We start from the raw sequence: 26,643 nt of genomic DNA on the forward strand, positions 1-26,643 counted from the left end.
GCGGGCGGGCGCCGCGGGGGCACGTCAGACCGGGAGGGGGAGGCCGCTGCGCGGCCGCGGTCAGACGAGGGAGGCGTACAGACCGGGGCGGCGGTCGCGCAGGTACGGGTTGGTCTCGCGCGAGGCCCGCAGCAGCTCGGGGTCGGCCTCGCCGAACACCAGCTCCTCGCCTCGGCCGGCCCGGGTGCGGGTCACCCCGTCGGGGCTCGCCAGGCAGCTCAGTCCGACGAACTCGAACTCGCCCTCGGGGCCGGTGCGGTTGACGTACGCGATGTACATCTGGTTCTCGAAGGCCCGTACGGGGACGAGCTGTTCGGCGACGAACTGGAACGGGTGCATCTGCGCGGTCGGCACCAGGAGGAGATCGGTGCCGGCGAGCGCGTGCGCCCGGACGTTCTCGGGGAACTCCACGTCGTAGCAGATCATGATGCCGACCCGGAGGCCGCCCAGGTCCGCCTGGACGACGGGGATGTCGCCGGGGGTGAAGGCGTCCTGCTCGAAGCAGCCGAAGAGGTGGGTCTTGCGGTAGTTCGCCAGCCGGTCCCCGCCGGGGCCGATGAGCTGCGCCGCGTTGTAGACGGCCTCGCCGTCCCGCTCCGGGTAGCCGTAGAGCACGGCCACCCCGTGGCGGCGGGCGATCTCGCCGATGGCACGGGCGGACATGCCGTCGGCCGGTTCGGCGAGCCGCGCGATGTCCTCGATCTCCAGCGCGTAGCCGGTCAGGAACATCTCCGAGGTCACGAGGAGCCCGGCCCCCGCCCGTGCGGCGCGAGCCACGGCCTCGTCGAGGGCCTTCAGGTTGTCGGCGGTGTCGCCGAGCCGTCCGGAACTCTGGAGGAGGGCGGTGCGCAGCGGGGGCATGAGCGACCTCTGTGGCAGGAGGGGAGGGGGTCATCAAACGGTACGTTCGCGCGTTCGACGGCGACAAGCCACGACCATTGCGCTCCCCGCATCGAATCGTTGCGTGTTCTCGGCAGCGGGCGGCGATTCGTTGCGCGGAGGCCGTACGAAGGCCCCGAGCGGGTCCGGCGACGGTCCCGGGGGGCTCCGGCCGGACCCCTCCGGATCCCTATCCGGCCGTACGGAATTCCGGGTCGGTGCCGAGCCGGCGCAGGTCTTCCAGGATGTCGGGCGTGTGGTTGGACACCACCCGGCCGCTCCAGCCGTCGCAGAGGGCGGGGACGGTGAGGGTGCCGTCGTGGTGGTGCCCGGAGGCCTCGTAGGCGCGGCGCAGCTCGTCGTGGGCGGCGGAGCCGCGGGAGCCGGGCGGCAGGACGGTCACGGCCACGGCGTCGCGGAGCCCGAGGCCGGTGAGCGCGGAGGCGACGCCGAGGCAGCGCGGACAGTCGTCGTCGGCGAGGTAGACCCGGTAGCGGTGCGGGACGGGCGAGAACCCGGTGCCGATCCGCCCCCGCAGGGCCTGCTCGGCCGGAGCGCTGGTCGGAGGGCTGGTCGGAGGGCTGGTCGGAGCCGGGGTCGGGGGCAGGGGCCGGGCCGGGACGGCGGCCGGGGCCTGGGCCGGAGCCTGGGGCGGTGCCTGGACCTGCGACTGGGCCTGGGTCTGGGTCCGCTGCTGCGTCGGGATTCCGGCCTGGCTCCGGCCTCGGGCCCGGGCGGGACACAGGGCATCGGCAGGCGTCTGGACATGGGTGTGCGACATGGTTCTCCTCGGTCTGTCCGTGTACGACGTACGCGCGTGCTCGGCGGGCTTCAGAGAGCCGGAGCCGTGGCGCTGCAGACGCGGAGGAGGTCGATGTGCAGCCGGCGGGTGAGCCAGGAGCGGCGGAGCGGTGCGGGCGGTGTGGTGAGCTGGTCCATCGGCTCCCCCTCGTGTCCGCGACCCCCGTTAGGCTGGCGTTCGCAGTCTCGTGGCCCCGCAGGGGGCCGTCAAGAGTGCCCGCACCCCTTGGAAGGAAGCCCCTGCCCATGTCCCGTGAGTCCCGGTCCGACGCGGTCCTCGACAATCCCGTCTGGACGGCGCTCGACGGCCCGCACCGCGGGTTCGCCGAGACCGGGCCCGCCGGACTCGCCGCCCGCTACCCCGACGGCGTGTCGCCCTTCGCCGCGCTCGCCGATCCCGAGGACCCGCGCGCCTGGGCCGATCTGGCCGAGCTCTTCGGTCCCGGGCAGGAGGTCTGGGTGACCGGGCTGCCGACCCCGCCCGCCGGCTGGGAGACCCTGCTGTCACTGCCCGGCGTACAGCTCGACGGCCGGGCGGTGCGGGGCAAGGAGGACCCGGAGGCGGTGCTCCTGGGCCCCGCCGACGTGCCGGAGATGCTGGAGCTGGTCGAGCTGGCGAAGCCCGGGCCGTTCGGTGACCGCACCGTCGAGCTGGGCACGTACCTCGGGATCCGCCGCGGGGGCCGGCTCGTCGCGATGGCGGGCGAGCGGATGCGGCCGCCGGGCTGGTCGGAGATCAGCGCGGTCTGCACCCACCCCGACCACCGGGGCGCGGGGCTCGCCGGGCGGCTGATCCGGGCGGTCGTGGCGGCCGTGGAGGAGCGCGGCGACAGCGCGTTCCTGCACGCGGCGGCGCAGAACACCTCCGCCATAGGTCTCTACCTGTCGATGGGCTTCACCCTGCGCCGCGAGCCGCTCTTCATCGGGCTTCGCACGCCCGACACGAAGGCTTAACACGGATTGACATTCCATCCGTTGCGGGCGGGCCCCCCACTGACCTAGCGTCGAAAGGACGATCGAAGAGCGAGGGGGGGTGGCCCGGCATGACCGCAGGAACCGGCACCCGACCCGACGCCCCGACCGGCACCCGGCCCGGCTCCCGCGGCGGCGCCCGCACCGGCGCCGCCGCCGTCAGCCCCCGCCGCGCCGTCCGTCTGCACTCCCGCGCGCACATCGACCTGCTGCGCGTCGCCGCCTCCCTCTGTCGTTCCTGATCAGCGTTCCGCGATCCGAGTCGTCCTTCGCCGCGCCGTCCGATCAGGAGGCAGTTCCGCCATGCCCGTTCGCCCTTCCCCCTCCCCCGAGGTCCATCTCGCCGTCGCCCTCGACGGCGCCGGCTGGCATCCGGCCGCCTGGCGCGAACCGGGCGCGGACGCGGCCCGGTTGTTCACCGCCGGGTACTGGGCCTCGCTCGTGGCCGAGGCCGAGGCCGGGCTGCTGGACTTCGTCACCTTCGAGGACTCGCTGGGCCTGCAGTCCACCGATCCGGCCGGGCCCGACGGCCGCACCGACCTGGTGCGCGGGCGGCTCGACGCGGTGCTGGTCGCCGCCCGGGTGGCGCCGCTGAGCCGGCACATCGGGCTGGTGCCGAGCGTGGTGGCCACGCACACCGAGCCGTTCCACGTCTCCAAGGCCCTCGCCACCCTGGACTACGTCAGCCGCGGGCGGGCGGGCCTGCGCGTCCAGATCTCCGAACGGCCGGACGAGGCGGGCCACTTCGGGCGCCGTGCGGCGGGCGGGGACATCGCCGGGCTGTACGGGGAGGCCGCCGACCACGTGGAGGTGGTGCGCCGGCTGTGGGACAGCTGGGAGGACGGCGCCGAGATCCGCGACGTGGCCACGGGCCGGTTCGTCGACCGCGCCAGACTGCACTACATCGACTTCGAGGGGCCCCACTTCAGCGTCAAGGGACCCTCCATCACCCCCAGGCCGCCGCAAGGGCTGCCCCCGGTCAGCGCGCTCGCCTCCGACGCCGCCGGGTACCCGTTCCTCGCCGGGTCCGCCGACCTCGCGCACGTGACCCCGGGCAACGCCGACGAGGCCCGCGCCGCGGCCCTGGCCCTGCCCGGGGCCCCGCACGTGTTCGGCGAGCTGACGGTCTTCCTCGACGACAGGCCGGAGGACGCGGAGCGCCGGCTGCAGCGGCTGGACGCCGCGCACGGGGCCGCGTACACGAGCGACGCCCGCATCTTCGCGGGCACGCCGCAGCTCCTCGCGGACCTGCTGCTGGAGTGGCACGGGGCCGGGCTGACCGGGTTCCGGCTGCGGCCGGGCGTGCTCGCCCACGACCTCCCGGCCATCACCCGCGGCCTGGTCCCGGAGCTGCAGCGGCGCGGGGCGTTCCGACGCTCCTACGGGGCCGCCACGCTCCGCGGCCTGCTGGGCCTGGAGCACCCCGCGAACCGGTACGCGGCCGCCGGCGGCGCCGGGCCCACCCGGTCCGGTGCCGCTGCCGCCGCCTCCGCTCCCGCCACCGTCGCCGCCTGATCCCCGGAAGGACCGACAGCCATGAGCAAGCCGCTCAAGCAGATCCACCTCGCGGCCCATTTCCCCGGGGTCAACAACACCACCGTGTGGAGCGACCCCGCCGCGGGCAGCCACATCGAGTTCGACTCCTTCGCCCACTTCGCCCGGACCGCGGAGCGCGCCAAATTCGACTTCCTCTTCCTCGCCGAGGGGCTGCGCCTGCGCGAACAGGGCGGGGAGATCTACGACTTGGACGTGGTGGGGCGGCCCGACACCTTCACCGTGGTGGCCGCCCTCGCCGCGGTCACCACCCACCTCGGGCTGACGGGCACCATCAACTCCACCTTCAACGAGCCGTACGAGGTGGCCCGCCAGTTCGCCTCCCTGGACCACCTCTCGGACGGCCGGGCCGCCTGGAACGTGGTCACCTCCTGGGACGCCTTCACCGGGGAGAACTTCCGGCGCGGCGGCTTCCTGCCGCGCGAGCAGCGCTACGAGCGGGCCAGGGAGTTCCTCGCCACCGCGCACGAGCTGTTCGACTCCTGGGACGGCGGCGAGCTCCTCGCCGACCCGGTGTCCGGGGAGTTCCTGCGGGACGCGCGGGCGGGCGCCTTCGCCCACCGGGGCGAGCAGTTCGACATCTCCGGGCACTTCAACGTGCCGCGCAGCCCGCAGGGGCGGCCCGTCGTCTTCCAGGCGGGCGATTCGGACGAGGGCCGGGAGTTCGCGGCGGCCGGCGCGGACGCCATCTTCGGCCGGTACGGCACGCTGGACGCGGGCCGCGCCTTCTACGCGGACGTGAAGGGGCGGCTGGCCAAGTACGGCCGCACCCCCGACGAGCTGAAGATCCTGCCGGCGGCCACCTTCGTGCTCGGCGACACCGACGACGAGGCGCGGGAGCTGGCCCACGAGGTGCGGCTCAAGCAGGTCAGCGGGGCCACCGCGATCAAGTACCTGGAGCACGTGTGGAACCGGGACCTGTCGGGCTACGACCCGGACGGGCCGCTGCCGGACGTCGATCCGGTCCCCGGTGAGAACACCGTCGCGCAGGGCCGGGCGAGCGTGCGCACGCACCGGGATCCGGCGGACGTCGCGCGCGAGTGGCGGGAGCTGGCCGGTGCCCGGGGCCTGTCGATCCGGGAGCTGGTGATCGAGACGACCGGCAGGCAGACCTTCGTCGGCTCGCCCCTGACGGTGGCCCGGGCCATCGACGGCCTGGTCCAGGCGGACGCGGCCGACGGGTTCATCCTGGTGCCGCACCTGACGCCCGGCGGGCTCGACGCCTTCGCGGACACCGTCGTACCGCTGCTCCAGGAGCGCGGGGTGTTCCGCCGCGAGTACACCGGCCCGACGCTGCGCGACCACCTCGGTCTCGCCGCCCCGCGCGCCCTGGCCCCCGCCCACCACTGAAACCCCGCCGAAGACCCTTCGGCGAAGGCCCGCAGCAGGCCCGCAGCAATCCCGCAGCAGGCCCGAAGGCCCGCGCCGCAAGCACGTCACCGCAGGAGGGAACACCATGCCCGCCGTCCCGCTCGGGGTCCTCGACCTCGTCCCGATCCCGTCCGGCTCCACGGCCGCCGAGGCCTTGCGCTCCAGTGTCGACCTGGCCCGCCAGGCCGAGCGGTTCGGCTACGCCCGCTACTGGTTCGCCGAGCACCACCTCAACCCGGGGGTCGCCGGGACCTCGCCGGCCGTCGTGCTGGCGCTGACCGCCTCGGCCACCTCCACGATCCGGATCGGCTCGGGCGCGGTCCAGCTGGGACACCGCACGGCGCTGTCGACGGTCGAGGAGTTCGGCCTGCTGGACGCGGTGCACCCGGGCCGGATCGACCTGGGCCTGGGCCGTTCGGCGGGCGGCCCGGCGCCGCGCCGGGCCGACGCGGCGCCGCCGGTGGCGTACACGACGGACAACGGGCTGCTCATCCCGGAGCCCTTCTCCTTCGCCCATCTGCGGGACCACCCGCGCATCGCGCTCCAGCACCGGCTGCTGCAGCTGCCGGGGGCCGCGCCGCAGGAGTACTCCGAGCAAGTGGGCGACGTACTGGCCCTGTTGCGCGGGGAGTACCGCTCGCCGGAGGGGGTGGAGGGGCACGCCGTGCCCGGCGAGGGCGCCGAGGTCCAGGTGTGGGTGCTGGGCAGCAGTGCCGGGGTGAGCGCCGAGACGGCCGGCGCGAACGGGCTGCGGTTCGCGGCGAACTACCACGTCAGCCCGGCGAGCGTCCTGGAGGCGGCCGAGGCGTACCGGGCGGCCTTCAAGCCCTCGGCCGGGCCGGACGGGCTGGACCGGCCGCACCTGACGGTGTCCGCCGACGTGGTGGTGGCCCCGGACGACGCGGAGGCGCGGGAGCTGGCCACCGGGTACGCGCCGTGGGTGCACAGCATCCGCTCGGGCGCGGGAGCGATCCCGTTCCCCGACCCGGACCGGGCGCGCGAGCTGACCCGGGACTGGTCGGCGGCGGACCACGAGCTGGTCGCCGACCGGGTGGAGACCCAGTTCGTCGGGTCCCCCGCGACCGTCGCCGACCATCTGGAGCGGCTGCGGGACGCGACCGGCGCGGACGAGCTGCTGATCACCACGATCACGCACGGGCACGCGGACCGGGTGCGCTCGTACCGGCTGCTGGCCGGGGAGTGGGCCCGGCGAGGGTAGCGGGCCGCCCTGCCGGCCGGGGGCGGCCGGAGCCTTGACCGGCTTGCGGAGGAAGGCGTTTCGCCGACGGGGGTTTGGCCCGGCGCGGTGTGGTCACACGCGGAGGAAGCATCCGACGACCGCCTCGCGAAAGGAACCGCCATGACCTCCGTGACGTCCGCCACCGCACTGACCTCCGCGTCCACGTCCCCCCGGATCCCCGAGGCCGACGTGACCCGGCTGCCCGGTTCCGCGGTCCACCACTGGGAGTGGCAGACCTACGCGGCCTGCCGCGAGCTCGGCTCGTCCCGGTTCTTCCATCCCGCGGGCGAGCGGGGCGAGGAACGGGAGGAGCGCGACGCGGCCGCGAAGCGCGTCTGCGGCGGGTGCCCGGTGCGGGAGGCGTGCCTGGAGCACGCCCTGCGCACGCGGGAGCCGTTCGGGGTGTGGGGCGGCAAGACCGAGGAGGAGCGCAAGGCCCTGGCGCGGCCCTCGCGCGCCAGGAGGGCCGCCATGACGGCGCCGAAGGGGCAGAGCGGACCCAGCGGGCCCGACAGGTCCGCTACGCCGGGGCGCCCGAGGTGAAGCGGCGCAGCAGCGGGGAGAGGACGAGGACCGATTTGGTGCGCTCCACGAAGGGCTCGCCCGCGATCCGTTCCAGGACCCGCTCGAAGTGCCGCATGTCGGAGGCGAAGACCTGGACGAGGGCGTCCGCGTCGCCGGTGACGGTCGACGCGGACACCACCTCGGGGTAGCGCTCCAGCCCTCGCCGGATGTCGTCCGGCGAGGTGTTGTGGCGACAGTAGATCTCTATGAAGCCCTCGGTCTCCCAGCCCATGGCGGCGGGGTCGACGCGGACCGTGAAGCCGGTGATGGCCCCTTCGGCACGCAGCCGGTCCACGCGCCGTTTGACGGCGGGGGCGGAGAGTCCGACCTCGGAGCCGATGTCCGCGTAGGAGCGGCGGGCGTCCTCGGCGAGGGCGTGCACGATGCGTTCGTCGAGATCGTTCAGTCGCACTGCGCGTGGATCACTTCTCTGCTGCGGCCGGTTCTGCTGTGGCCAGTCGGGAGCGGCGGATGCCGTACAGGAAGTAGACCACGAGGCCAACGGCCATCCAGCCACCGAAGACCTGCCAGGTGACGGCGTCGAGGCTCCACATCACCCAACCGCAGGCGAGGAAGCCGAGTATCGGCGTGAGCGGGAACAGGGCCACCTTGAAGGTGCGCGGCATGTCCGGGCGGGTGAAGCGCAGGATGATGACGGCGACGTTGACCAGACCGAAGGCGAAGAGCGTGCCGATGCTGGTGGCGTCGGCCAGCTTGCCGAGCGGGATGGTGGCGGCGAGGAGTCCGCAGAAGAGGCCGACGATCACCACGTTCGCGCGGGGAACGCCGGTGCGCGCGTTGACCTTGCCGAATGCCTTGGGCACGAGGCCGTCGCGGGACATCGCGAACAGGATGCGGGTCTGGCCGTAGAGCACGGCGAAGACCACGGAGGCGATGGCGACGACGGCGCCCGCGGCCAGGACCACGCCCCAGAAGCTGTGGCCGGTGACGTCGGTCATGATCTGGGCGAGCGCGGCCTCGGTGCCCTCGAAGTCCTGCCAGGGCATGGCGCCGACGGCGACGAAGGCCACAAGGACGTAGAGGACGGTGACGATCAGCAGCGAGAGCATGATCGCGCGGGGCAGGTCGCGCTTGGGGTTCTTGGCTTCCTCACCGGCGGTGGAAGCGGCGTCGAAGCCGATGTAGGAGAAGAAGAGGGTGCCGGCCGCGGCGGTGATGCCCTCCCGGCCGAGCGGGTTGAAGTTCGAGTAGTTGCCGGACTTGATGCCCATGGCACCGATACCGATGAAGAGCAGCAGGGTGACGATCTTCACGCCGACCATGATCGAGTTGATCCGGGCGCTCTCCTTGGCTCCGCGCATGAGGAAGACCATGGCGAGCAGGACGACGACGAGCGCCGGCAGATTGATGAAGCCGCCCTCGCCCAGCGGGGCGGAGACACTCTCCGGGATGGTGATCCCTATCGTGCCGTCGAGGAATTCGTTGAGGTACTCGCCCCAGCCGACGGCGACCGCCGCGACGGAGACCCCGTACTCCAAGATCAGGCACCAGCCGCAGACCCATGCGACGAGCTCGCCCATGGTGGCGTAGGTGTACGAGTACGAGGAGCCGGAGACCGGCACCGATCCGGCCAGCTCCGCGTAGGAGAGCGCCGAGAAGAGGGCGGTCAGGCCCGCGATGACGAAGGAGATCGTGACGGCGGGACCGGCCTTGGGGGCCGCGGTGCCGAGGACGACGAAGATGCCGGTGCCCAGGGTCGCGCCGATGCTGATCATCGTGAGCTGCCACATGGTGAGCGAGCGGCGCAGCGAGCCGCCCTCGCCCTGGCCGCCCTCGGCGACCAGCTGCTCCACCGGCTTGCGGCGCATCAGGGGGTGGGGCGCCTTGCGGGGCTCCGAGGTGAGCGGTGGCGCCTGGCCGTGATCGAGCACGAGGGGACTCCTTTGTCACTGCGGGTGGGGTGTGTCGGCGTCGACCGCAGCGGTCCGGAGCAGGAGCAGGCAGCGCAAGAACCTGCCTGGGCATGGGGGGACCGCGAGCAGGCGGTCCTCGCCACTCCACGTACAGCGAGTGAGCCTACGAGCTGAGTGATACCGCCCGTAATGCACCATCCTTGCACATTGGCGACTGATCGTTGCGCGGATCTGTCCTGGATGGTCCTTTGTTGCGCGGGGATGATCGATCAGTGCGTGACCCATCCCGAACGGCGTTCTTGACACTTCGTCAGATCTGCCGCAGCGTGCCGTCATGGATCTGGACGTGCTCTATGAGATCGACGTGCCCAGGCCTTGGCCGGGAGCCCATCCGCACGGCCAGCGGGCCGCCGAGCAGCGCGCCTACCGGGAGGCCGTCGAGCAGATCCGGCTCGCCGACCGGATGGGATTCCGCACCGTCTGGGCGGTCGAGCACCACTTCCGCGAGGGCCGCTCGCACTGCCCGGCCCCCGAGGTGCTCCTCGGACACCTGGCCGGGCTCACGGAGCGGATCCGGCTCGGCTTCGGCGTGACCCTCACCCCCTTCGCCTTCACGCCGCCCCAGCGCATAGCGGAGAAGGTCGCCACCGTCGACGTGCTCTCCGGCGGTCGGGTGGAGTGGGGCACCGGCCGGTCCACGCCCATGGAGCAGACCGCCTTCGGCGTGGACCGGGAGAGGTCCCGGGAGGACTGGCGCGAGGCCATCGAGATCGTGACGGGGATGTGGCGCGAGGAGTACTTCGCCTACGAGTCGGAGCGCTTCCGCTTCCCGCGCCGCATGGTCACCCCCAAGCCGGTGCAGGATCCGCACCCGCCGGCCTGGATGGCGGCCACCTCCCCCGGTTCGGCGGAGGTCGCGGGTGCGCACGGCCTGGGACTGCTCTCCTTCTCGATCATGCAGCCGCTGGAGGCGATGGCCGCCCAGGTGGCCGCCTACCGGGCGGCGGCCGCCGCCCCGAGCCCGCTCACCGACGTCACCACGGACCGGGTCGCCGCCTACACCCTGGTCCACGCCACGCCGCCGGGCACCGCCCCGGGCGCCCGCGTCTGGGACTCGGTCGCCTGGTGGTACTCGAACCTCGCGCGCTTCACCCTGGAGTGGGAGCTGCCGCACCTGGGCCCCGAGGAGCGCGAGCGGACCTTCCCGCTGCTCACGCCGATCCTCGAGGGGAACGTCCCGGTACGGGAGTTCAGCGACGGCGACATGATCCTCATCGGGGACGCGGAGACGATCGTCGCCAAGGCCAAGCGGTACGCGGACCTCGGTGTCGACCAGCTCATCTGCTACGTCCAGTGGGGGTACCTGGAACACCGGGAGATCCTGCGGACCCTGGAGATCCTCGGCAAGGAAGTCCTCCCGGAGCTGGCCCGCTACGAGCCCCGCCGGGAGCGCGCGTGAGCGCGCGGCCCCGGGGCGCGGCCGGGGCTCCCGCCGGTGCCGCGGCCGCCGGTCCCGCTTCCGCAGGTTCCGCGGCCGGTTCCGCTTCCGCCGGTTCCGCGGCCGCCGGTTCCGCGGCCGCCGCCGGGGAGCCCGCTCACCTCGACACCTCCCCCGTCCCCGACTACGCCGCCCTGCACCGCCTCGACGGCCGCGGGTTCGTCCTGCTCGGCGCGGGCAACGGCATCGGCCGGCAGACCGCGCACGCGCTGGCCGCCGGCGGTGCCCGCGTGCTGTGCGTCGACGTGGACGGGGAACGGGCCCGGGCGGTCGCCGTCGAGACCGGGGGCCTCCCGTACGCCGCCGACGTCACCCGCCGCGACCCGATGCGGGAGCTCTTCGCCGAGGCCCCGGGGCTCCTCGGCCGCCCGGTCGGCGGGGTCGTCGACATCGTAGGCATGGCCCGCTACGCCGCCCTGCCCGAGCTGGACGACGCCGGCTGGGACTGGCACTTCGACCTCGTCCTGCGGCACGCGTGGCTGGCCGTCCAGTACGGCGGCGAGGCCGTCGCGGCGGCCGGCGGCGGCCCGCTGGTCTTCGTCGCCTCCGTCTCCGGGCTCACCGCCGCCCCGCTGCACGCCGCGTACGGGGCGGCGAAGGCGGGCCTGATGTCACTGGTGCGCTCGGCGGCGGTCGAGCTGGGCCCGCGCGGGGTACGGGTCAACGCGGTGGCACCGGGCGTGGTCGCCACCCCGCGGGTCCGCGCCCTGCTGGGCACCGAGGGGCGGCGGCGCAACGCGGAGAACGCCCCGCTGGGCCGGGTCGCCGAGACCGCGGACATCGCGGCCGCGCTCTATTTCCTGGCCTCGCCGCAGTCCTCGTACATCACCGGGCAGACGCTCGTGGTCGACGGCGGCGTCGGCGTGAAGTTCCCGTACCCGACGATCGGAGCCGAGCAGTGAACACGCACAGGACCGAAGACACGGACACGGACGGCGGCCCGGAGATCGGGACGGAGACGCGGACGGAGACGGACGCCGGCACGGACGCGGCGGCCGTCGCCGGCACCGGGCCCTGGCTGGACCCGGGCCCCTTCCTGCGCGGCGTGTCCTGGCTGGACCGGGGCCGCCCGGTACGGGCCGACCCCGCCGACACCATGCGGCTGCCCTGGGACACCGGCGAGCGGGCCACCCTGCCCATCGGGGTGCGCCTGGAGTTCACCGCCCGGGGCGCGCGGGCGGTGGAGATCCGCTACCGGGCGACCGTGCCCGGCCCCACCGACGCGCTGCGCGACCTCGCGCACGGCTTCGCCCTCTGGGACCGGCACGGGGTGGTGCGCGAGCTGTACACCGAGCCGGCGGCCGAGGCCGTCATACGCCTCGAACTACCCGGCGGATCCGGCCCGTTCACCATCCATCCGCCCGAGACGCAGTCCCCGCTGATCCTCGGCGTGCGCGGGGTCGGCGGCCGGGTGGACCCCGCGCCGCCCGCCCCGCGCTGGGTGGTGCACGGCGACTCCATCACCGAGGGCTGGTGGTCCACCCGGCCCGCGCACGGCTGGCCGGCGATCGCCGGGCGGGCGCTCGGCTGGGACACGGTCAACCTCGGCTACGCGGGCGCCGCGCGCGGGGAACTGGCCACCGCCGAGCAGCTCGCCGAACTGCCCGCCGATGTCCTCACCCTCGCCTTCGGCACCAACTGCTGGTCCCGCGTGCCCTTTTCGGCCCCCCTCCTGTACGAGACCACCCGCGCGTTCATCGAACTGGTCCGCCAGGGCCACCCCCGGACACCGCTGCTCCTCCTCTCCCCCGTGCTGCGGCCCGACGCGGAGCGCACCCCGAACAAGCTGGGCGCCACCCTGGGCGCCCTGCGCGACGCGATGGAGCGCGCCACCCGGGACCGGATCGCCGCCGGGGACGACCGGCTGGCCCTGCTGCCGGGGCGGGACGTACTGGGCCCCGAGCACCTGGCGGACGGCCTGCACCCCAACGACTCCGGTCACCACACGCTCGGCCTCGCTGTGGCCACGGCCATGCGGCGGGCCGGGTTCGACGCGGGGTGAGTGAAACAGCCCACACCGAACGGGTTGAACAGAACGGCTCCAACGCAGCGTGTCCTGCACACAGTTGCCGCCGCTCCGCACGACGGGCGCAGCGGCGGACACCGGGACGCACACGTGGGAGAGATCAAGATGGGCATCAAGCGCGGAACCACCCTGGCGGCCGTGGCGGTCGTCGTCGCACTCAGCGCGACCGCCTGCGGCGGGAACGACCAGGCCGGCGACAACACCAAGCCCGCCGGTGCCGTCGCCTCCGCCCAGACCTCCGGGGACGGCTACGGAGAAGGCTACGGAGCGGGCGCCGGCGCGGAAGCGGGCGCGGACGGCGCCCCAAAGCCCGGCGGACAGTTGGCCGTCGCGCAGAACGACCAGCTGGGATCGGTCCTCACCGACAGCGCGGGCTTCACCCTGTACCGCTTCGACAAGGACACCGCGAAGCCGCCGAAGTCGAACTGCGACGGGGACTGCGCGAAGACCTGGCCGGTGGTCGCCGCGGGCGACGCGACCGCCGCGGCGGGCACGGACCCGGCGCTGCTGGGCGAGGTGGTCCGCACCGACGGCAGCAAGCAGCTGACGGTGGCCGGCTGGCCCGTGTACCGGTTCAGCAAGGACACCAAGGCGGGCGACACCAACGGGCAGGGCGTCGGCGGGACCTGGTTCGCGGCCGCGCCCGACGGCAAGAAGGCGGCGAAGGCCGCGGCCGCCCCGCCGGCCGGCGCGGCCCAGGCCGAGGGCGCGCTGACCGTGGCCAAGGACCCCAAGCTGGGCGACCACATCGTCGACGGCAACGGCATGACCGTCTACCGGTTCAAGCCCGACACCGCGTGGCCGATGGTCTCCAAGTGCGAGGGCGACTGCGTGGCCAAGTGGCCGGTCGTGCCCCCGGTGGACCAGGCCAACGCCAAGGGGATCATCGAGAAGAACTACCTGGTCCTGGACCGCCCCGACGGCAAGAAGCAGCAGACGGTGAACTGCTGGCCCGTCTACACCTTCACCGGCGACAAGAAGGCCGGCGACACCAACGGCCAGGGCGTCGGCGGCACCTGGTACGCGGTCGCCCCCGACGGCAAGCTCATCACCGGCCAGTAAGCCCCGCGCCGCGGTGCGGCGCGCCCACCGGACCATCTGACCGCGCGGCCCCTGCCCCTCCTCCCCCCGGGGCAGGGGCCGCGCACCGTTCCGGCGTGCCCCGTGCCGGAGCCCGCGACGGAGCCCGCGACGGGGCCCGCGACGCCTCGGGGTCCCGGGACTCACCCCCTACACTCCGTCCCATGCTGCGCGTACTGGCCGTCGACGACGAGAAGCCCCTGCTCGAGGAGCTCCTCTACCTGTTGCGCTCGGACCCCCGGGTGCTCAGCGCCGAGGGCGCCTCGGACGCGACCGAGGCGCTGCGCCGGATCACCCTGGCGCTGGAGAGCGGGCCGGACGGGGCCGACGCCATCGACGTGGTCTTCCTCGACATCCACATGGCGGGGCTGACCGGCCTGGACATAGCCCGGCTGCTGGCCGGGTTCGCGCGGCCGCCGCTGATCGTGTTCGTCACCGCCCACGAGGGGTTCGCCGTCCAGGCCTTCGACCTCAAGGCCGTGGACTACGTGCTCAAGCCCGTGCGGCCGGAGCGGCTCGCCGAGGCGGTCCGGCGGGCCTGCGCGCAGTCCGGCCGGACCGGACATCCGCCGGGCGACGCGGCGGCCGGCGCCGCGCCGGCCGAAGCTCCTCCCGTCGTGCCGGCGCCGCGTCGGCCCGTGCCCGATGCCGGCCCCGCGGTCCCCGCCGACCACGGCCCGGACCACACCCCCGAACGCGCCCCCGACCAGATCGCCGTGGAGCTGGGCGGCGTGACCCGGTTCGTGGCGATCGCGGACATCGCGTACGTGGAGGCCCAGGGCGACTACGCCCGGCTGCACACCGCCGAGGGCAGCCACCTGGTGCGCATCCCGCTGTCCACGCTGGAGGAGCGGTGGGCCTCCCGCGGTTTCGTCCGCATCCACCGCCGCCACCTGGTGGCGCTGGGCCGCATCGACGAACTGCGCCTGGACGCGGGCACCACCACGGTCCGCGTCGGAGCGGCCGAACTCCAGGTGAGCCGGCGGCACGCGCGGGAGCTGCGGGACCTGCTGATGCGCCAGGCGATGGGCTGAGACCGGCCACGGGACCCACGGGACCGGCCACGGGACCCACGGGACCGGCCACGGGACCGGCCGGGCCCCGCCGACCGCCCGGCGCGCGGGCCGGCCGTTCACCGCGCCGGGAAGGGCGTACGGCGATCCGCCGGGGCCGTCGGCCGCAGCGCGGGCCCGGCCGGCCGCGCGGGCGACCGGCCGCGCGTATCGTGGATCTTCCGCCCCGGGAGGAAGCAGATGTCCGAAATCCAGGCGCTGCTCGACACGTTGGCCGGACTGCCCCGCACCCGTCCGGCCGGGCCGGCCGAAGCCGAGGCCCTGCTGGCCCGGCTGCGCAGCGCGGCCGCGCGCTGGGCCGACGTACTGTACGAGGCCCACGAGGGCGCGCGCGGGCAGGTGCCGCCCCGGGCGGAGGCGGCGCTGACGCTGGCCTTCCGGCGCGCCGAGGAATCGTACGTGGAGCTGGAGATCGCCCTGCGCGACTGCGCGGAGCACCGCGACCCCGCCCTCTGACGGTTCTCGGCCAAGGCGCCCGCCGGAGCGTGCGCGACGGCCTGTCGCCGGATCCGGGGCTCTGCGTAGACTCCCGTGACCCCGCCGCCCAGCCCGAAGGACCCGCCCGGTGAACCAGACGTACGCGCTGACCGCGGTCGCCGTCGTCGTCCTGGTCACGGTGCTGCTCGGCGCGCTGGGCCTGCGGATATCCCGGACGACCTCCGACTTCTACGTGGCTTCGCGCACGGTCGGCCCGCGCCTCAACGCGGCGGCCATCAGCGGCGAGTACCTCTCCGCCGCCTCCTTCCTCGGCGTGGCCGGGCTGGTGCTCCTCCAGGGCCCGCAGATGCTCTGGTACCCGGTGGGCTACACGGCCGGCTACCTGGTCCTGCTGGTCCTGGTGGCGGCGCCGCTGCGCCGCTCGGGCGCCTACACGCTGCCCGATTTCGCCGAGGCCCGCCTCGAATCGCAGGCCGTGCGCCGGATCGCGGTGCTGTTCGTCCTCGGGGTCGGCTGGCTGTACCTGCTGCCGCAGCTGCAGGGCGCGGGCCTGACGCTGGGGATCCTGACCGGGGCCCCGCACTGGGTGGGCGGGGTGGTCGTGGCCGTCGTGGTGACGGCGGCGGTCGCGGCCGGCGGCATGCGGTCCATCACCTTCGTGCAGGCCTTCCAGTACTGGCTGAAGCTCACCGCCCTGCTGGTCCCGGTGTTCTTCCTGCTCGCGGCCTGGGTGGGGGACGGCGCTCCGCGCGCCACCTTCGACGCCCCGGCGGTCTTCCGCGAGCACACCGCCGTCACCCTCGCCGAGGACGTGCGGCTGTCCCTGGACGCGCCGCTGACGGTGACGGTGACCGGCCGGGTCGACGGGCACGTCTACGAGGGCGAGCCCGTGACGCTCGGCGCCGGGCACCATTCCGTACGGGCGCACGCGCGCCTCGCCTTCGCACCGGACTCGCCGGTGCCGCAGACCCGGACCGAGGCCGGAGCGGGAGCCTCCAGCTGGTCGGAGCCGCTGTCCGGGGACCGGCCGGAGCTGCGGCTGTACGCGACGTACGGGCTGATCCTGGCCACGTTCCTCGGGACCATGGGGCTGCCGCACGTGGCGGTGCGCTTCTACACGAGCCCGAACGGGCGGGCGGCGCGGCGGACCACGCTGGTGGTGCTGGGGCTGGTCGGCGCCTTCTACCTGCTGCCGCCGGTGTACGGGGTGCTGGGCCGGATCTACGCCCCCGAACTGGCCCTGACCGGCGAGGCCGACGCGGCGGTGCTGGTGTTGCCGGCCCGGATGGTGGGCGGGACGGCCGGGGAGCTGCTGGGGGCGCTGGTGGCCGGGGGCGCGTTCGCGGCGTTCCTGTCGACGGCGTCGGGGCTGACGATGGCGGTGGCCGGGGTGCTGCACCAGGACGTGCTGTCCGCGCGCGGGGTGGGCAGCTTCCGGGTCGCGGTGCTGGTGGCGATCCTGGTGCCGCTGGCCGGGAGCGTGGCGGCGACGGACGTTCCGGTGGCGGACGCGGTGGGGCTGGCGTTCGCGGTGTCGGCGTCCTCCTTCTGTCCGCTGCTGGTGCTGGGGATCTGGTGGCGCGGGCTGACCCCGCCGGGGGCGGTGGCCGGGCCTCCGGGGGACGTCGTACCCCGCGGCGCCCCGCGGTTGGCGGGGCGTGGTGGCGGTCCCCCCCCCGGGGGGTGCGTGTGCGCCCTGGGCCGCCGGCACGGGCGCTGGCATCCGGACAGCCCGGAGGCCCGGATCTGCGCGGGCGTCCACGGCGGCTGAGACCCCCGACGGCCCCGCCCGGCCCCCGGGGACCCAGGACCGGCCGGCTCAGGCCCGCTCAAGCCCTCTCAGACCCGCTCAGGCTCCCTCGGCGGGGCCGCGGAGCCCTTCCCCCGGGTCCGGCTACTGGTGCTGCTCCGGGAAGGGCCGGTGCGCCCCGTCCGGTTCCGTCGCGAGCCGCCGCTCCAGCCGGGCGATGGCGGCCCGTACACCGTTCCCGTAGCCGTCGTCGCCCAGCGCCCCGGTGGCGGCGCGGGCCCGCGCCAGGTGGATCCTGGCCGCCTCGGGGCGCCGTAGCTTCACGTAGTCGGCGGCCAGGCTCAGGTGCAGCGACGGGTAGAAGACCCGGACGGCCGGCGGCGGGCCCGGCCCGTCGGCGGCCGTCAGGGCGCGCAGGTCCCAGGCCAGCTCCTCGGCGGGGTCGTCCTGCGCGTCGGCCATGTAGTGCGCCAGCGTGCAGCGGTGCAGGGAGTCGCCCTCCTCGCCGATCTCGGACCAGATGTCGCCGAGCCGGTTGCGGGCCTCCTCGCGGTCGCCGGCGTGCAGCAGGATGACCGCTTGGCCGATCCTGGTCATGACGGCGTCCTCCGACGCCTCCTGCTGCTCCGTCAACGCGGCCTCCGGCTTGCTCCGCCGGACCTGCTCCGGTCCGGTCGTCAAGACGCTAGCCGCAGGCACCGGCAATGCCGCCTAGGCGCGGTGGGGCATCAGCCCAGGTCCGGAATGCGCCAGTCGATCGGCGCATGGCCCTGGGCGGCGACGGCCTCGTTGATCTGCGTGAAGGGCCGGGAGCCGAAGAACTTCTTGGCCGACAGCGGGGAGGGGTGGGCTCCCTTGACGACCGCGTGCCGCTCCTCGTCGATCAGCGGGAGCTTCTTCTGCGCGTACGCCCCCCACAGGACGAAGACGGCCGGGTCGGGACGCTCGGCGACGGCGCGGATCACCGCGTCGGTGAACTTCTCCCAGCCCTTGCCCTTGTGCGAGTTGGGCTCGGCCTCCCGCACGGTGAGCACCGCGTTGAGCAGGAGCACGCCCTGCTCGGCCCACGGCATCAGATAGCCGTTGTCCGGGACGGGGGTGCCCAGCTCGCTCTGCATCTCCTTGTAGATGTTGCGCAGCGAGGGCGGGGTCTTGACGCCCGGCTGGACCGAGAAGCACAGGCCGTGGCCCTGGCCGGCGCCGTGGTACGGGTCCTGGCCGAGGACCAGCACCTTCACCTTGTCGAAGTCGGTGGCCTCCAGCGCCGCGAAGACCTGCTCGCGGGGCGGGTAGACCGGCCCGTTCGCCCGCTCCTTCTCGACGAACTCGGTGAGCTCTTTGAAGTAGGGCTGCTCCAGCTCCCCGCCGAGGACGGGGAGCCAGGACTCGGGCAGCATCTGGGTCACGGCGACAACCTCCGGTACAAGTTCTTCGCGCGCGGGCAACTGCTTCGCGCGACTGCTCCAGAACTTACCCGGGACCACTGACAGTGCGGCGGCCGCGTCCGCGTACGGACCCGGCCGGCCGCGGCCCCGCTACCAGCTGGTCTTGCGGTACAGCTCCCAGACCTGCATGACGGTCTGCGGGTCGAGGGCGCGCTCGGCACCCGCGATGTCGTCGCGGGCGGCGACGTACAGCTTGCCCTGCCACAGCGGAAGCAGCCGGACGTCGTCGGCGAAGATCTGCTGGGCCTTCTCGAACTCGTGGATGCCGGCCGACCGGTCGCTCTCGCGGCGGGACTTGGGCAGGATGACGTTCAGGATCTCGTTGGCCTCGTACGGCGTTCCGACGGCGTTGTCCTTGCCGACGAACGGGGCGATGAAGTTGTCCGGGTCCGGGAAGTCGGGGAACCAGCCTCGGCCGAAGACCGGGTACTCGCCCTTCTTGTAGCCCTCCTGGAAGACCTTCCAGGGCTGGCCGCGCAGGGTGATCTTGAACAGGCCGCTCTCGTCCAGCTGGCGCTTGAGCTCGGTGAACTCGTCGGCGGTGGAGGCGCCGTAGCGGTCGGTGGTGTACCAGAAGGTCATCTCGACCGGCGTGGCGACCCCGCCGTCCTTGAGGATCTTCTTCGCCTTGGCGACGTCGACCTGGCCGTAGGTGTCGTAGAAGGGCGTCTTGTGGCCCACGACCCCCTTGGGGACCATCGAGTACAACGGCTCGGCGGTGCCCTGGTAGACCTTGGAGACGAGCGCCCCGCGGTCGACGATCTGGGCGATCGCCTGGCGCACCGGGGCCTTGGCGGCCTGCGGGTCCCTGGGGTTGAAGACCAGGTAGCGGATCTCGGCGCCGACGTTCTCGACGACCTGGACGCCCGCGTTGTGCGATTCGGGGGTCTGCAGGTCCTTGATCTCCGGGGCGGACAGGCCTCGGTACGTCGCGTCGATCTCCTTGGACTTGAGCGCCGCGATCATCTTCTTGGAGTCCGCGAAGTACCGGATGGTCACGCCGTTGTTGCGGCGGTTGGCGAAGCCGGTGTAGACGCCGTTGCGGTTCAGGACCGCCTCGCCGCCCTCTTTGTAGGACTCGAGGGTGTACGGGCCGGAGCCGGTGACCCCGGAGCCTTCGCGCAGCTTGTTGGCCGGGTACTCCTTCGGCGCGACCAGCGAGGCGGCCGGCGAGCCGAGCACAAAGGGGAAGGTGGCATCGGGGGTGTTCAGGTGGAAGACCACCGTCAGCGCGTCCGGCGTCTCGATCTTGTCCAGGCTGCCGAAGAGGGCCTTGGGGCCGGCCGGGGCGTCGATGGTCTTGATCCGGTCGAGGGAGTGCTTGACGGCCTTGGCGTCGAGCGTCTCCCCGTTGGAGAACTTCAGGCCCTTCTTGAGCACGCAGCGGTACGACTCGTTCCCGGAATCCGTGAACTCGCAGCTCTGGGCCGCGTCCGGCTGGGGCTTGGTGGCACCCGTGGGGAAGGCGAGCAGGGTCTGGTAGACGTTCCGGTAGAGCTCCCAGGAACCGTCCCAGGCCGCCGCCGGATCGAGGGTGGTGGGTGCGCTCGTCGTTCCGACGACAATCCGCTGTCCGCCGTCGCCGCCGTCGTCCGAGAACAGGCCGCATCCGGAGAGCAGGGATATGGACGCAAGGGCCGCAGTGATCTGCAGGCATCTGGTCCGGTTGAACACGTGCACGCTCCTCGATCAGCCAGGGGTGCGGCAGACCCTACCGCAGTGCATCACAAATCCAATGGGCAGGTTTCGTGCGGCACTTGACCGAATACGTGCATATTCGGTACGCATTTGCCCCCTCTCGGGAGGCAAATGCGTCCGATTATCGGTCAGTGGACTCCGGCATTGAGGAACATTCCCCCGTCGACCACGAGAGTTTGCCCGGTGATCCATTCCGCTTGTGCAGATGTGAGAAAGGCCGCCGCCCCTCCGATGTCCTGCGGGAGGCCGAGCCGGCCCAGCGGATAAGCCGCCGCGGCTTCCTGCTCCCGGCCCTCGTAGAGCGCGGCCGCGAACTTCGTCTTGACCACGGCGGGCGCGATCGCGTTGACCCGGACGCCCGGCGCCATCTCGTGGGCGAGCTGGAGGGTCAGGTTGACCATCGCCGCCTTGCTCATCCCGTACGCCCCGATGAAGGGCGAGGCCGAGACGCCGGCGATCGAGGCGATGTTCACGATCGCCCCGCCGTTCTCCTTCTGCCAGGCGTGCCAGGTGCGCTGGGCGAAGCCGAGCGCGGAGATGACGTTGGTCTCGAAGACCTTGCGGGCGACCCCGAGGTCCAGGTCCGCGATCGGCCCGAAGACCGGATTGGTGCCCGCGTTGTTGATCAGGAAGTCGACGCGGCCGAAGGCCTCCATCGTCCGCTCCACGGCGACGGCCTGGTGGGCCTCGTCGTGCGCCTTGCCCGCGACCCCGATCACCCGGTCCGCCCCGAGCCGCTCCACGGCCTCCTTGAGGGCCTCCTCGTTGCGCCCGGTGATGCAGAGCCGGTCGCCGCGCGCCACCAGCGCCTCGGCGATGCCGTAGCCGATGCCCCGGCTCGCCCCGGTGATCAGCGCGACCTTGCCGCTGTCCGCGCCGCCGCGCGTGTCCTCGTACGCCTTGTCGGTCATGTCGTGCGTCCTGCCTCTCGTCAGTTGAGCGGGCCGCCGGCCACGTACATGACCTGGCCGGATACGAAGCCCGCGGACTCGCCCGTGAAGAACGCGATGGCGTTGGCCACGTCGTCGGGGCGGCCGACCCGCTGCACCGGGATCTGGGTGGCGGCCGCGGCCTGGAAGTCCTCGAAGCCCATGCCCACGCGAGCGGCCGTCTGGGCGGTCATCTCGGTGACGATGAAACCGGGGGCGACCGCGTTCGCGGTGACGCCGAACTTGCCCAGCTCGATGGCCAGCGTCTTGGTGAGGCCCTGCAGGCCAGCCTTGGCCGCCGAGTAGTTGGCCTGGCCGCGGTTGCCCAGCGCGGAGCTGCTGGAGAGGTTCACGATGCGGCCGAACTTGGCCTCGACCATGTGCTTCTGACAGGCCTTCGACATCAGGAACGCGCCGCGCAGGTGCACGTTCATGACGGTGTCCCAGTCGTTCTCGCTCATCTTGAAGAGGAGGTTGTCCCGGAGCACGCCCGCGTTGTTGACCAGGACGGTCGGGGCGCCGAGCAGGCTCGCGACGCGCTCGACGGCCGCCTCCACCTGTGCGGCGTCCGAGACGTCGCAGCCGATCGCCACGGCCTTGCCGCCGGCCGCCGTGATCGTCTCCACGGTGTCCTTGCAGGCCGCCTCGTCCAGGTCGAGTACGGCGACCGCCCGGCCCTCGGCGGCCAGGCGTACGGCGGTGGCCGCGCCGATGCCCCGGGCCGCCCCGGTCACGATCGCGACGCGCTGCTCGGTGGTGGACATGCTGGATCTCCTCGCCCTAGGAAAGCGGCCCCTCAGGGGTGAGCAACCGCTTAGTAGCTTCAGCTGGACAGACGCTAGGAGCCCTGGCACCCGGTGTCAACGCCACCAGGTTCCAGGGCTCCGAAGCCGCCACCGCTCAGCCACTCAGACGCTCGGCCGCTTGGCCGCTTGGCCGCTCAGCGCACGAGGAGGTCCAGCAGCCGCTCCACCTCGGCCGCGGGGTCGGCCGTCAGTCCGGTGTGCACCGGACCGGGCTGCACGACCGTGCTGCGCGGTGCGATCAGCCACCGGAAGCGCCGACCCGCGTCGTCGCCGGCCGCCTGGCCCGCCCGCTCTCCCCCGCCGCACACTCCCTCGACCCCGCGCAGGGCGGCCCGCACCCCGGCCACGTCCGCCTGCGGGTCCAGGGCGAGGAGCTTGGCCTCGTCGAGGTGGATGCGCGCGGCGACGTACGAATGCGCCCGGCAGTAGACGATCACGCCGGCGTTGAAGCACTCGCCGCGCTCCATCCGGGGCACCACACGCACCAGCGCGTACTCGAACACGTCCCGCTTGGTCACTCGCTGTCGCTCTTCTTCCGGGGCCGGGGGTCGAGGCGGTCGGCGAGCCAGCCGGGCGGACCCGTCCGGACCTTCACCTCGGCCTCCGTCGTGATCCTCTCGTGGATCGTGGCCGCGCGCGGCAGCAGGGCCTCCACATAGGCGCGGCGCAGCGCGTCGGTGGAGTCGAAGCCGGGCTCGTCGACGAGCCACTCGTCGGGCACGTCGGCCGCGACCTCGGTGAGCAGTTCCTCGGTCACCAGCGGCGCCAGCTCGGCCGCCGCCGCGGCGATGTCCGGGCCGAACGGGGCCAGGACGTGGTCCGAGGCGTTGTACGGCTTGGCGGCGGCGCTCGCGGCGGTGGGCCAGTTGTGGTGCCAGATCATGGTGGCGCCGTGGTCGATGAGCCACGCGTCCCCGTGCCAGACCAGCATGTTCGGGTTGCGCCAGGACCGGTCGACGTTGTTGATCAGGGCGTCGAACCAGACCACGCGCCCCGCCTCCGCGGGGTCCACCTGGTACGCGAGGGGGTCGAAGCCGATCGAGCCGGGGAGGTAGTCCATCCCGAGGTTCAGCCCGCCGCTGGCCTTGAGCAGCTCCTGGACCTCCTGGTCGGGCTCGCCGAGCCCGATGACGGGGTCGAGCTGCATCTGCACCAGCCGCGGGACGCGCAGGCCCAGCCGCTGGGCCAGCCGGCCGCAGATGACTTCGGCGACCAGGGTCTTGCGGCCCTGGCCGGCTCCGGTGAATTTCATGACGTAGGTCCCGAGGTCGTCGGCCTCGACGAGCCCCGGGAGCGAGCCGCCCTCACGCAAGGGCGTGACGTAGCGGGTCGCGATCACTTCGGACAGCATCCGCCCAGGTTACGGGGGTCAGTGCGCGGGAGCCCACTGGGTAATGAGCGCTTCGGCCGTGGTGATGGCCGCGACCAGGGAGAGGGAGTTGCGGATCACCTCGGCGGTGCAGGCGGCGGGCACCCCGGCGATGGCGTCGGAGGGGACCACGACGTCGTAGCCGAGGTTCACGGCGTCGAAGACGGTGTTCGGGATCGCGATGTTCGAGGAGACGCCGGTGACGACGAGGGTGCGGATGCCGAGGTTGCGCAGCAGGGCGTCCAGGTCGGTTCCGGCCATCGGGGAGAGCCCGTGCAGCCGGCGCACCACCAGGTCCTCTTCGGCGACGGTGATGGGGGCGGCGACCTCGACGGCCGGGCTGCCGGTCAGTTGGCGCACCGGCAGTCTCCCGGCGGCGCGGAACAGCCGCGCGTTGGTGTTGGCCCCGAGCCCGTCCGGCCGCCGTTCGGCGACCGCGTGCAGCACCTGTACGCCGGCCCCGCGCGCGGCCTCGACCAGCGCGGCGACCCGGTCCAGCATTCCGGAGTCCCTGGCCTCCTTCGCGAGCTCGGGCAGGGCGCTCTCCTCGCCGACGACACCGCTCTGGCACTCGACGGTGAGCAGTGCGGTGGTGGCGGGATCGAGATCGGCCATGGCTCCCCCTGGCGTGGTGACGGAAGAGCACGCATGATTCCTGACACACAGTCAGATGTGAAGGGGTGCGGGTCGGATGGACGAGACGGGCGTGGACAAGGGGCAGCGGCGGGGCCGCCGCATCATGATGACCGACGGGGAAGTGGACCTCTTCCTGCGCGAGCAGCGCACCTGCCGGGTGGCCACGGTCTCCCCCGACGGGCGCCCGCACGTGGGCGCGCTCTGGTTCGCCTGGGACGGCACCTCGCTGTGGCTGTACTCGATCACCCGCAGCCGGCGCTGGTCCGAGCTGCGCAAGGACCCCCGGATATCGGTGGTCGTGGACTCGGGCGAGGCCTACGACGAGCTGCGCGGGGTGGAACTGTCCGGCAGCGCCGTCTTCGTCGGCGAGGCCCCGCGGACGGGCGAGCCGTGCGAGGAGCTGGCGGAGCCGGAGCGGATCTTCCCGGTCAAGAACTTCGGCATCCCGGAGATGCCGCACGACGGCCGGCACGCCTGGATCCGGCTGACCCCGGAGTCGATCGTGTCCTGGGACTTCCGCAAGATCTAGGCCGTCTCTTTCGGATCTTGTCGGCCGAGCCCGCGGCGCCTGGTGCCGTGCATGGCAAGGCGGAGGGGCGCTGCGTGTACTGGACGTACTCGGGCGTCCCGACAACGCGGCCAGGCGCGGTGCCAGGCGCCGCGGGCCCGGCAAGATCCGAAAGAGACGGCCTAGTCTGCGGCCCCCTGCTGCCCGACGCCGTCGGACGCCGTCCGCCGCAGGGCCTCGACGGCGGCCCGGATCGAGGGCCGCCGCCCGGCGTCGGCCCGCCAGACGACGTACACGTGGCGGCGGACGCTGTCGCACACCGGCAGCAGCCGGACACCGGGCGGCACCGGCCCGCGCCCCAGCCTCGGGGCCACACAGACGCCCAGTCCGGCCTCGACGAAGGCCAGTTGGGTGTGGTGCTCCTCGGCGATGTGGGCGATCCGGGGCTCGATGCCGGTGCCGCGCAGGGTGTACACGAGCCACTCGTGGCAGAACTGCCCCTCGTTCCACGAGATCCAGTCGTCGTCGCCGAACTCGGAGAGGGAGATCCCGGTGCGCCCGGCCAGCCGGTGCCCGGCGGGCACCGCGATGTCCACGGAGTCGTCCAGGAGGTGCAGCCGGGCGAGCTCCGCGGGCACCGGCATCCTCTTGTTGTGCCAGTCGATGGCCAGGGCGAGGTCGAGGTCGCCCCGCACCACGGCGGCCAGGCTCTCCTCCGGCTCCTGTTCCCGTACGCGGGGCCGCAGTTCGGGGTGGTCCGTGCGCAGCGCGGCCAGGGTCCGCGGCAGCAGCCCCCGCATGGCGGTCGGGAAGGCGCCGATGCGCAGTTCGCCGACCGCGCAGCCGCGCCGGGCCTCCACGTCGGCCTGGGCCAGCTCCACCTGGGAGATGATCCGGGCCGCGTGGTCGGCCAGCAGCCGGCCGGCGTCGGTGAGCCGGACCCCGCGCCCGTTCTTGGCCAGCAGCGGCTGGCCGACCTCGCGCTCCAGTTTCGCCATCTGCTGGGACACGGCGGAGGTGGTGACGTGGAGGCCGTCCGCGGCGCCGCTGACGGAGCCGTGGCGGGCGAGGGCGTCGAGGGTGCGCAGGCGCTCCAGGTTCAACATATAAGCAATGCTACGGCGAGACGCCCAAGAACTCTCGCTTGTCCTACGAGGTCGGGCGGGCGAGAGTAGCTGTCATGAGCGCACCCACCACCCCGCACCCGGCATCCGCCCCGGCCGCCGCCCCCTCCCCGCCGAACCCCGCCGCCGGGCGGCTCGACTGGCGCCTGCGCTTCGCCGTCCTGTCCGCGGTCTGGGGCTTCAGCTTCCTCCTGATCAAGGTGGGCACGGAGGCGTACGCCCCCTTCCAAGTCGCCCTCGGCCGGGTCTCCTTCGGCGCGCTCGCCCTGCTCGGCGTCCTCCTGATCCGCCGCGAGCGACTCCCCCGGGGCCGGCGCACCTGGGCCCACCTGACGGTGGCGGCGCTGCTGCTCAACGCCCTGCCTTTCTCGCTCTTCGCGTACGCGGAGCTGACCATCCCCTCGAGCCTGGCCGGCATCTGCAACGCCACCTCGCCGCTGTGGGGCATGGCGCTCTCCCTGGTCGCCCTCTCCGAGGACCGCCCGACGCGCCGCCGCTTCGCGGGCCTGGGCCTCGGTTTCCTCGGCGTGCTCACCGTCCTCGGCGCCTGGCAGGGCTTCTCGGGCGTCGACGCCAAGGGCACCGTGCTCGCCCTGCTGGCCTCGCTCAGCTATCCGATCGGCTGGATCTACATCCGCCGTACGATGGCCTCCACCCCGGGCTCGCCGCTGGCCATGACGAGCGCCCAGCTCATGATCGCCACCGTCCAACTGGCCGTGGTGAGCGCCCTGTTCACCTCCGCCCCGACCTCCTTCCCGCTCTGGCCGACCCTGTCGGTGATCGCGCTCGGCGCGCTGGGCACGGGGATGGCGCTGCGGATGCAGTACGGCCTGGTCGCGGAGGTCGGCCCGACCACCGCGCAGATGGTCACCTACTTCATCCCGGTCATCGCGACGACGGCGGGCGTCCTGTTGCTGGACGAGCAGCTCCACTGGAACACCCCGGTCGGCGCGGCCGTCGTCCTGGCGGGCGCCGCCCTGAGCCAGCCCCGCCGCACCTGAGCCCGCG

28 protein-coding genes are annotated in these 26,643 nt (G+C 73.2%); 15 read left to right on the top strand and 13 right to left on the bottom strand.

From position 1 onward, the window contains the following. Positions 1 to 60: 60 nt before the first annotated feature. Positions 61 to 861: a carbon-nitrogen hydrolase family protein gene (locus DRB89_RS26655; RefSeq protein WP_112453035.1), complete on the bottom strand. Its 801-nt coding sequence runs from the start codon at positions 859 to 861 to the stop codon at positions 61 to 63. Positions 862 to 1,069: 208 nt separating this feature from the next. After that, entirely contained in the window at positions 1,070 to 1,660 is a 591-nt protein-coding gene (locus tag DRB89_RS43155; RefSeq protein ID WP_162688729.1) for a hypothetical protein, read from the bottom strand. A gap of 266 nt (positions 1,661 to 1,926) precedes the next feature. On the opposite strand from DRB89_RS43155, the gene DRB89_RS26670 reads away from it, so the two are divergent. From DRB89_RS26670 to DRB89_RS26690, 6 genes are all read left to right on the top strand, one after another. Further along, positions 1,927 to 2,634: a GNAT family N-acetyltransferase gene (locus DRB89_RS26670; RefSeq protein ID WP_112450362.1), complete on the top strand. Its 708-nt coding sequence runs from the start codon at positions 1,927 to 1,929 to the stop codon at positions 2,632 to 2,634. Positions 2,635 to 2,723: 89 nt separating this feature from the next. After that, positions 2,724 to 2,894, top strand: a complete 171-nt coding sequence (locus DRB89_RS43160) for a hypothetical protein (RefSeq protein ID WP_162688730.1) — start codon at positions 2,724 to 2,726, stop codon at positions 2,892 to 2,894. Positions 2,895 to 2,955: 61 nt separating this feature from the next. Beyond that, positions 2,956 to 4,167, top strand: a complete 1,212-nt coding sequence (locus tag DRB89_RS26675) for an LLM class flavin-dependent oxidoreductase (RefSeq protein WP_112450363.1) — start codon at positions 2,956 to 2,958, stop codon at positions 4,165 to 4,167. Positions 4,168 to 4,188: 21 nt separating this feature from the next. Beyond that, entirely contained in the window at positions 4,189 to 5,556 is a 1,368-nt protein-coding gene (locus DRB89_RS26680) for an NtaA/DmoA family FMN-dependent monooxygenase (protein ID WP_112463443.1), read from the top strand. 106 nt (positions 5,557 to 5,662) lie between these two features. Further along, positions 5,663 to 6,796 (top strand): LLM class flavin-dependent oxidoreductase, encoded by a 1,134-nt coding sequence (locus DRB89_RS26685; RefSeq protein ID WP_112450365.1) that lies wholly within the window; start codon positions 5,663 to 5,665, stop codon positions 6,794 to 6,796. Positions 6,797 to 6,937: 141 nt separating this feature from the next. Then, entirely contained in the window at positions 6,938 to 7,360 is a 423-nt protein-coding gene (locus DRB89_RS26690; protein WP_112450366.1) for a WhiB family transcriptional regulator, read from the top strand. On the opposite strand, the gene DRB89_RS26695 is transcribed toward DRB89_RS26690, so the two are convergent. Together DRB89_RS26695 and DRB89_RS26700 are read right to left on the bottom strand one after the other, a co-directional pair. Further along, positions 7,338 to 7,793: an Lrp/AsnC family transcriptional regulator gene (locus DRB89_RS26695; RefSeq protein WP_007262967.1), complete on the bottom strand. Its 456-nt coding sequence runs from the start codon at positions 7,791 to 7,793 to the stop codon at positions 7,338 to 7,340. The two genes, DRB89_RS26690 and DRB89_RS26695, sit on opposite strands and share 23 nt — an antisense overlap. Before the next feature lie 10 nt (positions 7,794 to 7,803). Beyond that, on the bottom strand, positions 7,804 to 9,273 hold the full coding sequence (locus DRB89_RS26700) for an amino acid permease (RefSeq protein ID WP_239516350.1): 1,470 nt from the start codon (positions 9,271 to 9,273) through the stop codon (positions 7,804 to 7,806). 316 nt (positions 9,274 to 9,589) lie between these two features. On the opposite strand from DRB89_RS26700, the gene DRB89_RS26705 reads away from it, so the two are divergent. The 7 genes from DRB89_RS26705 to DRB89_RS26735 all read left to right on the top strand — a co-directional run bounded on the left by DRB89_RS26705 (position 9,590) and on the right by DRB89_RS26735 (position 17,141). Further along, the gene (locus tag DRB89_RS26705; RefSeq protein ID WP_112450367.1) at positions 9,590 to 10,714 is read left to right on the top strand and encodes an LLM class flavin-dependent oxidoreductase; all 1,125 of its coding nucleotides are present in this window, start codon (positions 9,590 to 9,592) and stop codon (positions 10,712 to 10,714) included. After that, a complete protein-coding gene (locus DRB89_RS26710; protein ID WP_275432023.1) occupies positions 10,711 to 11,655 on the top strand; it encodes an SDR family oxidoreductase in 945 nt (314 codons plus the stop codon). The genes DRB89_RS26705 and DRB89_RS26710 overlap by 4 nt, the downstream gene beginning before the upstream one ends. Positions 11,656 to 11,771: 116 nt before the next feature. Continuing rightward, positions 11,772 to 12,755, top strand: a complete 984-nt coding sequence (locus DRB89_RS26715; protein ID WP_204358064.1) for a GDSL-type esterase/lipase family protein — start codon at positions 11,772 to 11,774, stop codon at positions 12,753 to 12,755. 129 nt (positions 12,756 to 12,884) lie between these two features. Then, the gene (locus DRB89_RS26720; protein WP_112453678.1) at positions 12,885 to 13,841 is read left to right on the top strand and encodes an SCO0930 family lipoprotein; all 957 of its coding nucleotides are present in this window, start codon (positions 12,885 to 12,887) and stop codon (positions 13,839 to 13,841) included. A gap of 182 nt (positions 13,842 to 14,023) precedes the next feature. After that, complete coding sequence (locus DRB89_RS26725; RefSeq protein ID WP_112450368.1) at positions 14,024 to 14,893, top strand: LytTR family DNA-binding domain-containing protein; 870 nt, start codon at positions 14,024 to 14,026, stop codon at positions 14,891 to 14,893. 219 nt (positions 14,894 to 15,112) lie between these two features. Continuing rightward, positions 15,113 to 15,388 (top strand): hypothetical protein, encoded by a 276-nt coding sequence (locus DRB89_RS26730; RefSeq protein ID WP_112450369.1) that lies wholly within the window; start codon positions 15,113 to 15,115, stop codon positions 15,386 to 15,388. Between the two features lie 109 nt (positions 15,389 to 15,497). After that, positions 15,498 to 17,141, top strand: a complete 1,644-nt coding sequence (locus DRB89_RS26735) for a cation acetate symporter (RefSeq protein WP_112463444.1) — start codon at positions 15,498 to 15,500, stop codon at positions 17,139 to 17,141. A 123-nt stretch (positions 17,142 to 17,264) separates the two neighbouring features. Here DRB89_RS26735 and DRB89_RS26740 read toward each other — a convergent pair whose 3' ends face one another. The 8 genes from DRB89_RS26740 to DRB89_RS26775 all read right to left on the bottom strand — a co-directional run bounded on the left by DRB89_RS26740 (position 17,265) and on the right by DRB89_RS26775 (position 23,982). Next, positions 17,265 to 17,753 carry a hypothetical protein gene (locus DRB89_RS26740; RefSeq protein ID WP_112452113.1) on the bottom strand — a complete coding sequence of 163 codons (489 nt, stop codon included), beginning with the start codon at positions 17,751 to 17,753 and terminating at the stop codon, positions 17,265 to 17,267. A gap of 95 nt (positions 17,754 to 17,848) precedes the next feature. After that, a complete protein-coding gene (locus tag DRB89_RS26745) occupies positions 17,849 to 18,517 on the bottom strand; it encodes a uracil-DNA glycosylase (protein ID WP_112454142.1) in 669 nt (222 codons plus the stop codon). Between the two features lie 138 nt (positions 18,518 to 18,655). Next, on the bottom strand, positions 18,656 to 20,239 hold the full coding sequence (locus DRB89_RS26750; RefSeq protein ID WP_112452112.1) for an ABC transporter substrate-binding protein: 1,584 nt from the start codon (positions 20,237 to 20,239) through the stop codon (positions 18,656 to 18,658). 152 nt (positions 20,240 to 20,391) lie between these two features. Then, complete coding sequence (locus DRB89_RS26755) at positions 20,392 to 21,174, bottom strand: SDR family oxidoreductase (RefSeq protein WP_112452111.1); 783 nt, start codon at positions 21,172 to 21,174, stop codon at positions 20,392 to 20,394. A 20-nt stretch (positions 21,175 to 21,194) separates the two neighbouring features. Next, positions 21,195 to 21,956, bottom strand: a complete 762-nt coding sequence (fabG, locus tag DRB89_RS26760; RefSeq protein WP_112452110.1) for a 3-oxoacyl-ACP reductase FabG — start codon at positions 21,954 to 21,956, stop codon at positions 21,195 to 21,197. A 176-nt stretch (positions 21,957 to 22,132) separates the two neighbouring features. Then, entirely contained in the window at positions 22,133 to 22,516 is a 384-nt protein-coding gene (locus DRB89_RS26765) for a DUF3037 domain-containing protein (protein ID WP_112452109.1), read from the bottom strand. Continuing rightward, positions 22,513 to 23,349, bottom strand: coding sequence for a HipA family kinase (locus tag DRB89_RS26770; protein ID WP_112452108.1), 837 nt, complete (start codon positions 23,347 to 23,349; stop codon positions 22,513 to 22,515). The genes DRB89_RS26765 and DRB89_RS26770 overlap by 4 nt, the downstream gene beginning before the upstream one ends. Before the next feature lie 18 nt (positions 23,350 to 23,367). Then, positions 23,368 to 23,982, bottom strand: coding sequence for a cysteine hydrolase (locus DRB89_RS26775; RefSeq protein WP_112452107.1), 615 nt, complete (start codon positions 23,980 to 23,982; stop codon positions 23,368 to 23,370). Between the two features lie 91 nt (positions 23,983 to 24,073). Here DRB89_RS26775 and DRB89_RS26780 point away from each other — a divergent pair, with 91 nt between their 5' ends. Continuing rightward, the gene (locus DRB89_RS26780) at positions 24,074 to 24,532 is read left to right on the top strand and encodes a pyridoxamine 5'-phosphate oxidase family protein (RefSeq protein WP_112454140.1); all 459 of its coding nucleotides are present in this window, start codon (positions 24,074 to 24,076) and stop codon (positions 24,530 to 24,532) included. Between the two features lie 161 nt (positions 24,533 to 24,693). Here DRB89_RS26780 and DRB89_RS26785 read toward each other — a convergent pair whose 3' ends face one another. Then, entirely contained in the window at positions 24,694 to 25,617 is a 924-nt protein-coding gene (locus DRB89_RS26785) for a LysR family transcriptional regulator (protein WP_112452106.1), read from the bottom strand. Between the two features lie 74 nt (positions 25,618 to 25,691). Here DRB89_RS26785 and DRB89_RS26790 point away from each other — a divergent pair, with 74 nt between their 5' ends. Next, positions 25,692 to 26,636 (top strand): DMT family transporter, encoded by a 945-nt coding sequence (locus DRB89_RS26790; protein ID WP_204358155.1) that lies wholly within the window; start codon positions 25,692 to 25,694, stop codon positions 26,634 to 26,636. Positions 26,637 to 26,643: the final 7 nt, after the last annotated feature.

Source organism: Streptomyces sp. ICC4, assembly GCF_003287915.1.
Taxonomy (GTDB): Bacteria; Actinomycetota; Actinomycetes; order Streptomycetales; family Streptomycetaceae; genus Streptomyces; species Streptomyces tritrimontium.